The organism is Acinetobacter sp. YH12049, from assembly GCF_013419875.1.
Lineage (GTDB): Bacteria > Pseudomonadota > Gammaproteobacteria > Pseudomonadales > Moraxellaceae > Acinetobacter > Acinetobacter amyesii.
This window is the reverse complement of sequence record NZ_VOZH01000016.1, coordinates 74,940-83,558: the sequence shown is the minus strand read 5'-3', so window position 1 is coordinate 83,558 and position 8,619 is coordinate 74,940. Positions and strand designations below refer to the sequence as shown.

Sequence of the window (8,619 nt, the reverse complement as noted above, 5' to 3'; positions counted from 1 at the left end):
TACAATTAATGCAAGCATAATCAGTGTAAAACATTTTGCATGTGACTTGTTCCACTTTAGATATTTGTTTAAGATGAGATGTAACTCATTGAAATGTGTCATCATATTCGTCGTCAGAAAACAAGTACTATGCCATTATTTCAATAAGTTATCTTTTTTGTCGTGTACAAAGTATTTCCACACAAAGTTGCACTTCTATTGCTGAAGCTGTGACATGTTGTTTCAACACGTCCAATAGTAACAATGAAATTTGCTTTTGAACTTCAACCGTTCTACCCGTCAATAATGAAACTTTGGCATGCATATACGCATGTTGAGCGTGTTCATCCAAACCCACAACAAACTCTTCCTGAGCGACAGCGCGGCTCTTAATATCATTGATGGCACTGACATGACCCGATTCAAATAAGGCAGCGTTCAGCGCTTTAAGTAAAGGACGAGCCTCAAGCTCAAGGTTATTGGAATATTCCAAATGAATATGCGGCATAGTAAATACATTTCAAACCTGTAATGCGTCTATTATGCAGGCTGAAAAATAAAATCTATAGCGGATTAGTTATCTATTTCATGTTTAAGTAGACATCCTAAGCCAAGTGTGGCCTTCGCTTAGGATGCTTGAAGGTTGCTTTGGAGCGAACAAAAACGAAACTTAAACTTTTTTCACGTATTCAGATTTGAGCTTCATTGCCCCGATACCATCAATTTTACAATCAATGTCATGACCATCTGTTGCATCGACTAAAAGACGGATATTTTTAACTTTGGTGCCAACTTTCACCACTGAAGATGAACCTTTAATTTTAAGATCTTTCACCACAGTAACCGTGTCGCCATCGGCCAATACATTGCCATTGGCATCTTTAATCAGCACCTGCTCATCAGCAGCGCTTTCGCCTTCACGCCATTCGTGTGAGCATTCGGGACAAATCAGTAAGTCACCATCATTATAGGTATATTCAGAATTACATTGGGGACAATTGGGTAAAGACATAAAAGACCTCAAAAAAGATGGATGTAAAAATCCATAAAAACTTAATATAACATTTTTATGTATTTCATAAACTTAAAAACCATAAATATCGTATGGTTTAATCACCTTGTGAAGGTCGTAAATTTCACAACGCTACAGCACTTGAAGGTTTAAATTTTAGATATCTAATGAGGTGTTTAATATTAACGCTTTTAAGATATGCGCATGATTTTTATCCGTATGTTTAGCCGCTGTGAGTAAGGTTAGTGGCTCCTCTTTTTCCCATGCCCGTAGTTGTTCCAACTCGGCTTGATGTGGCTGTATTTCTTGCAAATAGCGCTGTTTAAACTCGTCCCAACGAGAAGCCATTGCCTCGTCTTGATGATACCAACGACGTAAATCTGTCGATGGCGTCAATGCCTTCGGCCACAAATCTAGCTCTGCGCTCACTTTACTGATACCACGCGGCCACAAGCGATCGACCAATATGCGTTTACCGTCATCTGGGCTTATCTCATCATAAATACGTTTAATATGTACGGTCATTAAGCCCTCCATCATCTATTTACAGTTTTTCGATCATTCTTCAAATTATTCATCGGGGATCGCTGGATTCACTAAAAAAGCCAGCAACTGTAAAGACTCCTGCCAACCCAAATAACAGGCATCAGGTTGAATAACGCTCGGCAACCCTGCCTGTACAATCGTCACTTCGGTTCCTACTGAGACCGCTTTAAACTCAACAGTGACTTCGATTTCACCAGCTAACTCTGGCATATCAAATTGGTCTGTATAGCGCAGTAAATGATTCGGCACGACTTCATGATAATCACCATGAAAAGCGTGTGTGGTTCCCGTTGAAAAATTTTGAAATGACATGCGGTACGAGCCACCTACACGCACATCCGAATGTTCCACATGGGCCGTAAATCCATGCGGTGCCATCCATTTCACTAAAGCATCTGGCTCCACAAAGGCACGATAAACGCGCTCTACAGGCGCACTAAAAACACGATGTAATCGAACAGTATTGCTCATGATGATGTCCTTTTGTCATTGTTTTCACTGAATCATCCACATGCATTCACCCTCGCTTTATCGTCCATTTTTATCACACTGAAACGTTCTAAATGAAACAGCTTTGAGTCGTGCGAGAAAGGTCATTGCTGTTCAATACTATAGCGAATCCTACAGATTGATCCCATCACTTTAACGCAATGCCGTGTTATGTTTTGTGAACTGCATTCATATTGATTTTTATTAAAAATATTTAAAAATCAAAATTCTACACAATTTCTCTAAAATTTAAATAATAAAAAACCCAGTTGAATCACTGGGTTCTTGTTGCTAAAGATGCAATAGTGAGACTTAACTCAATTGTGCTTCATCTTCATCCAGATCATCATCTTCATAGATATAAGCCATACAACCCCAGCCGTCATATTCGCCCGAATGTTGTTCCGCAATTTTAATAAACCACTGCTCTAAATCAACGATATCTTCATAATCAGGTTCCATATAAACATAGACCGTGATAATCCATTCCACGCGATCTGATTCTTCATCTTGGAACAATGAAATTTTTTGCTCTTCTTTCAATAAGTACAATGCACACTGTTCAGCCTGCTCTTGAGTCGAAAAGGCAATTGAATATTCGATTTCGTGCGGCACAGATAGATCGTCACCATCTTGCTGCATCTGCCACAGCACATTGCCATTATCATCATCTGGAAATTGTTTAAAATCACGAGTCATTGTACTTTCCCTTATCGTTTATGAATTTTATTCTGTTGACTTAGATTAACGGATAATTGTTGCAATTTGCATTAGCTAAATCTCTTTAATCAGAAATAGACCGCCGAAGTGATCTTTCTGATAACCATTCAAATTAAACCACAACATCCATGTGGGCCTGAGTTTCTTTAAGATGTAAAACCAAAGCTGCCATTTTCAATTCTTCTAAGCGTAATTGTAGATAACTGTCGAGTACCCGTGCCTGACTAAAATGTACACCATGCGCATTGAGCAAGGTGAAATCATCCGCCAAAGCCTGCAATAGCTCACCTAAGTTTTTGGTATTTAATTGGGCTAAATACAAATCAGCACGACTATTAAACACCAATGTAAATAATTGCATCGCAGCCAAACGACGTTCTTCATCAACATAATTACATTTTGCAGTCGATTGCTGCTCCATTGCATCAATCATTTTGCAACGTACCGCAGTCAAATTTTGCTTTGCCGCAGATTCATTCATACCATCCATCAGCTGATCTAAAATACTCTGTAAAGGCAAAAAGAACGCTGACTGATAGCCCCGTATTTTGTTGTCCAAAGCACGGTTGATGTTTTCCAAATGCTGCTGATCCAGCGCTTGGCTATATAAACCTTTTAACTCGGCACGGGCTTGTTCCTGCGTTTGTAATTTGGCTTTTTCTTGATATTTGCTCAAATACTGACGCACTTGTTCGATCTTGGCGCGAATATCATTCAACATGATATCTGCATTGGCTTTGGTGACTTCTAACAAGCCATCTGCCTGTAAAGTTCGATACTCAACATATTGTTCAATATCCACAATATGTTGATATTTCGCTACTTTATCGACTTGGATTTTTAAGCCACTGTTTTGAATGCGTAATTGACTGATTTCATAATTCAGTTCATCTTGTTGCGACTCTGTTTCAGCCAGTTTTAACCGCGCACGATCGAAGTTTTCCTGCAGTGAACGTAGGGTTTTATCATTTTTCAATTTGCGGTTATAAACAAAAAGGAGAGCCACAATTAATAGGATGATAAGGACGATTAAAGCAATATTGATCATTTGCCAATCCTCAAAATAAGCTTCAATAATTTAAGTTTATTCCCCAAAACAAACCTAATTTATAAAAATTAAAATCAATAATTTATTTCATATTAGCAGAATAAATGCAAAAAACTGTATTTATCTGACCAAATACACACTTGCACACAATTTAACTAAAATGCTGTTTTAAATCATTTTAATAAAATATTTTTATATTAAAAAAGTAATCATTCAATATTCATTAGAAAATATAATAAAACCTTAAAAATGGCGTTTATTTACTAAAAGCTACAAAGAAATTTAATATCAATCTTTCTAAATTTTTCACATACTTTATAGAGATATTTAAATTATTTATATATCCCCAGAATTGGGGATATAGTGTATATCATGAATCATTTTTAAGCAGAAAAACCTATTTAAAGCTGTAGATATTCTGCGCTTTTTACGAGTCCCAAAGGTTTTAATTCAATGCAGCAGTTTTTATGAACAATGAGCATTCACATGAATATGCTTTAAAATTCTGCCGCACAATGAATATGAACAGCTTGTTGAGTTAAAGGCTGGGTAAATGCCAGATCGCAAGCATGTAACGCCATCCGTCCGAGTGAGCTCTGTTTTGCATTCGGGTGATACAGTTGATCCCCTGTAATTGGGTGCCCAATATGCATCATGTGTACACGTAGCTGATGAGAACGCCCTGTCACTGGTGTTAATAATACTCGGCTAATGTCCTTGCTTGCGTCATAGCTAATGGCTTGATACAAGGTTTTTGAGGGTTTGCCCAATTCAAAATGCACCATCTGACGTGGGCGATTTTCCCAGTCCGTAATGAGGGGCACTTCAACACTGCCCTCACCTTCAAGTTTGCCCTGAACTAAAGCCACATATTGCTTTTGAACCGTCCGCGCTTGGAACATTTTACTCACTGCCACTTCTGCATCGCGGTGTTTCGCAAACATCAAAATGCCTGATGTTGCCATGTCTAAACGATGGGTAATTTTTGCAGCAGGATACTGCTCCAAAACACGAAGGTAGGCACTGTCATGATGCTCAGGCAAACGTCCCGGAACCGACAACAATTCCGCCGGTTTTTCGATAACAACCAAGTCTGCATCTTCATACAAAATACGTAGAGGACCTTGAGGCGGCGCATAGACAAAGTTGGGATCTAAAGGCATGGATAGACTGTGTACTGGGAGAATGTCGGCAAAATAACAACTGACTAATTCGCTGTCAATCGACTTTGGCCGATCAGGTCTAACCCTAACGATTATTGGTCCCCAATTTACCAAAGGCTGGTGCTAATGAATGAGACAAATCATCCTCCAGTAACTGTAAGATGCTTGCACTCGTGGTTAAAGGATACTGATGTAGTGTGATGCGATATTTGCCCTGAAACCACTGCGATAAATGCAAGGCATAGGTTCGTTTAGGCCCAAAACCTAAATGTTGTTTTAAACGATTCTTTATACCTGTCCGTGATGATCCGACATACAGAATGTGATTGGGTTGATTTAACTTGGCGCAAGTATGGGTTTTCAATGCCTTAAATGCAGCATAGTCCTGATATGTCTGCTGTATATCGCCACCAACTTGCTCTATCACATAAATATAATGTGCGTGTAGAGCAAGATCATCAAAACTTGAAAACTCAAATATACGCTCAGCTTTAGTCTGCTGTGCCTGCAGACAATCCTGTATCAATTGATCAAGATAACCCATAATAAAATTATTTAAAATTTAGATAGTTAAGCATAACAACTTTGTGGCAAAGGACAATCTAAAGGTTTGCTTAATTTTGCTATCTTCTGCGTGATATTTATTACATCAGCAATGATCAAAGTTTGTTGGGAATACATGCGAAGTCTGGAATTTTGAAAAAGATGGAAGGATTTATTATTCGATTGAATTCTTAAAAAATTTTTTAGGGTGTAAGAGAAAACAGTGTTGTTTACTTCAACTATCATCACTTTGTAAGTCATGATCTTATAGCCTATAAACTTCTGGTTTATAGCGTCCTAAGCTGAATCGAGACCTTTTGGGTGAGTACTGTACGCGTGTTTTGCACCACTGACAGCATGCTACTCTTTTCAATCTCTGTAACACCCTTGGTATATATAGTAGTGATATCGAAGAGGGATTGTTTCCCTGAAAATTACTGTTTTTGGCTTATTTTAAAAATATTTTTCACATTTAAAGATATATTGAAAATATTTTCTCCTTGTATCATTTTTTAGCATTTTTTCCATCTTATAAATGACTTTTTCCGAGAATTTCCGCCACAACTTAGTACTCAAACAACAATTATTTATGCTGTTCAAAGCAAACTATTACTTCTTTTTACTCATTTCAGACAGCAAATCCAGCTGAATTTCCTGAATCTTGGCAAGACGATCCCATTGATGCATCAACAAATGATCTATCTTTTCATGTAAATGGCGAATTTCTAATTCAGCTTTTAAATTCACCTGATAATCATTCTCCGAACGCATGCGGTCTTTGGCTTCTTGACGGTTCTGGCTCATCATAATAATGGGCGCTTGTATGGCAGCGAGGCAAGACAACATCAAATTCAGCAAAATAAAAGGATAAGGATCAGCAGGGTGCTTCACCATCACCACCGTATTGACTAAAATCCACACCGCTAAAAACAATGTAAAACAAATAAGAAATGCCCAGCTACCGCCGAATGTTGCAATTTTATCCGCTAGCCTTTCGCCAAAACTCCACTGCTGATCCAGCTTTTCTTCAACATTTTTGCTAATCAGATCATGCTGCTGCATGCTGTTCAGCACTTCATATTCTAAATTGGAGACTTCGCCTTGTTCGGAGTTCAGAATTGACTGTACATATTGCATACGGTATTTGGTCAAATCAGTTTGGCATATATAGTCCTGAGCACCAGATTCAGGAAAATCCTGTGCAATTTCTTCTGTAATGACTTTACGCACGGTTCCCATTGGAATCATATTTTTCAGTGGGAAACTTTTTTTGCACACCAAACAAGTACGGCATTCTACTTTCCCGTTCATTCTTGCCTTGCCCAATTGAATTTTATGTTCTTTTGAGCATACTGTTTTGCCTAAATTTAATGCAAGCAGCTTGTGCTTTTACACTCAGTTTTTTTATGGTTAAGCCTATTTTAGATAGTGCAATGCAATATAGGGGGTTAAATTCAAAAGTAAAATATCAATTTTATAGACAGCCATTCCACCATAATGAATAGCGTCAAACTGCTGATCGCTCAGCTTAAACTACTGCCCATGCAGGCGTTTCATCCAATCTTTAGCAAAGACAAATACCACAAACCAAATGATTAAAATCAGATAGTTAATCACTAAGCTATACAGCAAGAAATCGCTTAAATGACTCAAGTTCATGGCAAATCTCCTAAGCGTATTTTTATCCTTAGTTTATGCCCCTTTCGAGCAATTGAATATTGCTTTTAAATTTCCGCTTAGATTTGGACTATTTTTACGGGAGATGCCTGATGATCTTTAAGCTTATGGTGATTAAACTGGTGTGGTTTGTTTTGTGCGGATTAAAGGAGTAATGATTTATTATTGTTTTTTATTTTGGCTTAAATTTTTGGGGTGGTATAAGAGAAAACAATGTTGTTTACTTCAACTATCATCACTTTATAAGTCATGATCTTATAGCCTATAAACTTCTGGTTTATAGCGTCCTAAGCTGAATCGAGACCTTTTGGGTGAGTACTGTACGCGTGTTTTGCACCACTGACAGCATGCTACTCTTTTCAATCTCTATCACACCCTTGAGATATACTTTAACCAAAGGGCATCGGGATTAATTTCCTAAGTTTTTCTAATTTTCTGCAAATTCAGCAAATTTTTTCAGCCATTTTAGGTTTGGCAGGATATTTTATCTTTTCAGCTCATTTCAGCGTTTTTTATCTGCAGATTTACCCAATTATAAGAAAATTTTCTTTCACAACTGCTCAAACGTACAAATACAGCGTCAAATTTAAAAATATATCGCCGCTGAACATTCCCCCTCCGGTTCAATTATCTACATAAATTATGACTCACAAAACACCGCTCAATGAGTAACTAATGATCTAGATCTATCTTTGTTCTACTTATTGAACTGATGTTACGCAGTAACATTAGAAGCGCAATTTGATTCAAATAAATGAACGATACGCGGTAACGTCATACGCAAGTGTTTGAGACAGAGCTACTTTTAATCAAAAATGTTTTTGCGATACTGTGAATAATTTGACGGTAATGAGCGAGTTTTGCGGTGAGGAGCATTGCTCCGCAAGATGGTTTCCTTGCGAAGCTTCGCTTCTCATTTTGCCGAATGAGAAACAATGTTTCGTAAGAGTACCTCCAGCCGAAGGCTAATCCCTTTATTCAATCCCTAGATATAAGACGCCGTCGAATAGAATTAAAAATCATTTTAAAAATGCAAAACTACTTTTAAGTGTGTAACATCAGCTATTTAATGGATGATCTATTCAACGCATTATTGGTCATTGAGCTAAATAGCTTTGTACCCACTGTGCGCTAAACCACCAACCACTATATGCCGTCATACCACAAAGTAAATTGGCCAAAATTTTATTCATTCGACTGAGGTCTGATGCATATATTTTGAGATTGATCAAATAAGCAATCACGGCATATACCAGTCCAATCGCACCACCAATGATAATCAGGATCAAAGGCCATGCTGCATAGGCATGTGCCTGCGCTGGATATTTTGTAGAGCGGATGGTTTCTGTGGTCATGCTGTATATCCTATTAATAACGCGATTACCTGTTTTAGTTAGCAATTTCTGCGCCATTTTTCTTGGATATACAGCGTTATTTCAAGG

At 37.8% G+C, this 8,619-nt stretch carries 10 protein-coding genes and 1 pseudogene; all 11 read right to left on the bottom strand.

Annotated elements, in window-relative coordinates; all coding sequences use genetic code 11:
* Positions 1-148 precede the first annotated feature (148 nt).
* Positions 149-487 carry a 5-carboxymethyl-2-hydroxymuconate Delta-isomerase gene (locus tag FTU05_RS09055; protein WP_180165046.1) on the bottom strand — a complete coding sequence of 113 codons (339 nt, stop codon included), beginning with the start codon at positions 485-487 and terminating at the stop codon, positions 149-151.
* Between the two features lie 162 nt (positions 488-649).
* On the bottom strand, positions 650-991 hold the full coding sequence (locus FTU05_RS09050) for a zinc ribbon domain-containing protein YjdM (protein ID WP_180089193.1): 342 nt from the start codon (positions 989-991) through the stop codon (positions 650-652).
* A 156-nt stretch (positions 992-1,147) separates the two neighbouring features.
* Positions 1,148-1,516, bottom strand: coding sequence for a DUF488 domain-containing protein (locus tag FTU05_RS09045; RefSeq protein WP_180009302.1), 369 nt, complete (start codon positions 1,514-1,516; stop codon positions 1,148-1,150).
* A 45-nt stretch (positions 1,517-1,561) separates the two neighbouring features.
* A complete protein-coding gene (locus FTU05_RS09040; protein WP_180165044.1) occupies positions 1,562-2,008 on the bottom strand; it encodes an SRPBCC family protein in 447 nt (148 codons plus the stop codon).
* Between the two features lie 330 nt (positions 2,009-2,338).
* Positions 2,339-2,725 (bottom strand): ribonuclease E inhibitor RraB, encoded by a 387-nt coding sequence (locus FTU05_RS09035; protein ID WP_078191123.1) that lies wholly within the window; start codon positions 2,723-2,725, stop codon positions 2,339-2,341.
* A gap of 133 nt (positions 2,726-2,858) precedes the next feature.
* Positions 2,859-3,794 carry a hypothetical protein gene (locus FTU05_RS09030; RefSeq protein ID WP_180165042.1) on the bottom strand — a complete coding sequence of 312 codons (936 nt, stop codon included), beginning with the start codon at positions 3,792-3,794 and terminating at the stop codon, positions 2,859-2,861.
* A gap of 497 nt (positions 3,795-4,291) precedes the next feature.
* Complete coding sequence (locus FTU05_RS09025; RefSeq protein WP_078191125.1) at positions 4,292-4,957, bottom strand: pseudouridine synthase; 666 nt, start codon at positions 4,955-4,957, stop codon at positions 4,292-4,294.
* Between the two features lie 85 nt (positions 4,958-5,042).
* Positions 5,043-5,501 (bottom strand): GIY-YIG nuclease family protein, encoded by a 459-nt coding sequence (locus FTU05_RS09020; protein WP_180027255.1) that lies wholly within the window; start codon positions 5,499-5,501, stop codon positions 5,043-5,045.
* A 608-nt stretch (positions 5,502-6,109) separates the two neighbouring features.
* On the bottom strand, positions 6,110-6,811 hold the full coding sequence (locus tag FTU05_RS09015; RefSeq protein ID WP_168378549.1) for a DUF1003 domain-containing protein: 702 nt from the start codon (positions 6,809-6,811) through the stop codon (positions 6,110-6,112).
* Between the two features lie 105 nt (positions 6,812-6,916).
* Positions 6,917-7,159 (bottom strand): annotated as a pseudogene (locus FTU05_RS09010) (DUF6868 family protein).
* A 1,115-nt stretch (positions 7,160-8,274) separates the two neighbouring features.
* Positions 8,275-8,532 (bottom strand): hypothetical protein, encoded by a 258-nt coding sequence (locus FTU05_RS09005; protein ID WP_180059320.1) that lies wholly within the window; start codon positions 8,530-8,532, stop codon positions 8,275-8,277.
* Positions 8,533-8,619 lie beyond the last annotated feature (87 nt).

Bases quoted from the DNA above. Each gene is read 5' to 3' on its own strand.
- FTU05_RS09055 (WP_180165046.1), bottom strand. From the start codon at position 487: ATGCCGCATATTCATTTGGAATATTCCAATAACCTTGAGCTTGAGGCT.
- FTU05_RS09050 (WP_180089193.1), bottom strand. From the start codon at position 991: ATGTCTTTACCCAATTGTCCCCAATGTAATTCTGAATATACCTATAAT.
- FTU05_RS09045 (WP_180009302.1), bottom strand. From the start codon at position 1,516: ATGACCGTACATATTAAACGTATTTATGATGAGATAAGCCCAGATGAC.
- FTU05_RS09040 (WP_180165044.1), bottom strand. From the start codon at position 2,008: ATGAGCAATACTGTTCGATTACATCGTGTTTTTAGTGCGCCTGTAGAG.
- FTU05_RS09035 (WP_078191123.1), bottom strand. From the start codon at position 2,725: ATGACTCGTGATTTTAAACAATTTCCAGATGATGATAATGGCAATGTG.
- FTU05_RS09030 (WP_180165042.1), bottom strand. From the start codon at position 3,794: ATGATCAATATTGCTTTAATCGTCCTTATCATCCTATTAATTGTGGCT.
- FTU05_RS09025 (WP_078191125.1), bottom strand. From the start codon at position 4,957: ATGCCTTTAGATCCCAACTTTGTCTATGCGCCGCCTCAAGGTCCTCTA.
- FTU05_RS09020 (WP_180027255.1), bottom strand. From the start codon at position 5,501: ATGGGTTATCTTGATCAATTGATACAGGATTGTCTGCAGGCACAGCAG.
- FTU05_RS09015 (WP_168378549.1), bottom strand. From the start codon at position 6,811: ATGAACGGGAAAGTAGAATGCCGTACTTGTTTGGTGTGCAAAAAAAGT.
- FTU05_RS09005 (WP_180059320.1), bottom strand. From the start codon at position 8,532: ATGACCACAGAAACCATCCGCTCTACAAAATATCCAGCGCAGGCACAT.